Source organism: Streptomyces niveiscabiei (assembly GCF_001419795.1).
Taxonomy (GTDB): Bacteria; Actinomycetota; Actinomycetes; order Streptomycetales; family Streptomycetaceae; genus Streptomyces; species Streptomyces niveiscabiei.
In genome coordinates this window covers 1-1,133 of sequence record NZ_LIRL01001236.1, presented here as the reverse complement: position 1 = coordinate 1,133, position 1,133 = coordinate 1, and the positions used below count along the sequence as shown (strand labels likewise).

The 1,133-nt window shown below is 71.2% G+C and carries 2 protein-coding genes; one reads left to right on the top strand and one right to left on the bottom strand.

Features of this window, described 5'->3' with window-relative positions; translation table 11 throughout:
* A partial coding sequence (locus AOK24_RS42535; protein ID WP_159052198.1) for a Rieske 2Fe-2S domain-containing protein occupies window positions 1-172 on the bottom strand: 172 nt, incomplete at its 3' end.
* Window positions 173-423: 251 nt separating this feature from the next.
* Between AOK24_RS42535 and AOK24_RS42530 the strand changes: the two genes are divergently transcribed.
* Complete coding sequence (locus AOK24_RS42530) at window positions 424-711, top strand: hypothetical protein (RefSeq protein ID WP_063799628.1); 288 nt, start codon at window positions 424-426, stop codon at window positions 709-711.
* Window positions 712-1,133 lie beyond the last annotated feature (422 nt).

Below are 1,133 nucleotides of genomic sequence, written 5' to 3'. Positions count from 1 at the left end.
CCCCCAGATGCGCCCCGTAGTGCGGACAGTGCGCGTCGAGCACCGCGGCCCGCCCGTCCGCTCCGCGGAACGCGATCAACGCCCGCCCGAAGTAGTGCAGACTCACCACCCGCCCGGCCCGTAACTCCTTGCCGCGCGCCACCGCGTACCACCCGTACGGCACGCTCGGCATCGGATACGCGTCCGCCCGGGGATCGCGCGGAAGCTGGGTCAGGTCGTCACTGCGCCGTGATCGCATGCGGCGATGTTAACGGCCCTGGACGATTCAACTACCCCTTCGTGCAAGGGAGTTGGCGAAAACACGCGAGCCGTGGCCTGTCGCCGAGGGTGACGAAACGGCCCCGATGGGTAGGGTCAACGCGACGGAGCGACGATGCGACGACGTGACGACGTGACGCGCGACCACAGGAAGGGCGGACCCCCGTGACCGACGGCCCCGAACGCGAGATGGCCACCGTCAGGATCCCCAAGGACGCGATCGAACCCTTCGTCGCCGCCCTCCAGGTCGGCATGGCCGCCATGGTCGAGGACGCGGGCGGCGTCGAGTGGTACTACCCGATGGGCCAATGGGACCAGGAACACGTGGAGTTCGCCCTGGTCCCGGACGCGGACGCGGTCATGGTCCGCATGTCCTCGGACCGGGCCCACACGATCGTGCTGCCGATGAGCAAGTGGCACGAACTGATGGGGCAGGTGGCGCTGCCGGAGTGAGCGAGGGGCGGCGCCGGGCCGCAGGTAACACCGGCCCGGCACCGGGGCGAACACCCCCTATTCGCGCGACCGTTCGACGATCGCCTTCGCCAGGGACAGGGCGCCCGCGACGAACGCGAACACGCTGCCGGCCGCCTGGACAACGCTGAACCAGTGCATCTGCCGACCTCCGGCAGCTCGGCATGCCGAAGAGCACCGCCGCCGACCTCGTCCGGGGCAAGGCGTGGGAACTGGCCAACGTCCGGCGTTTCCTTGCCGGTTGCGGCGTCCCCCAGCCGGACTGGGGGCCTGGCTGACCGCGTTCGAGCGGACCAGGACCGGCAGCCCCCCCACCCGCCACCCGCGACGCCGTCCGCGTCCGGGACGCCTCCCCGAGACGCCGCGATCCAGCTGTGCGGGGCGTCCGGCGACCTGCCCGGGTA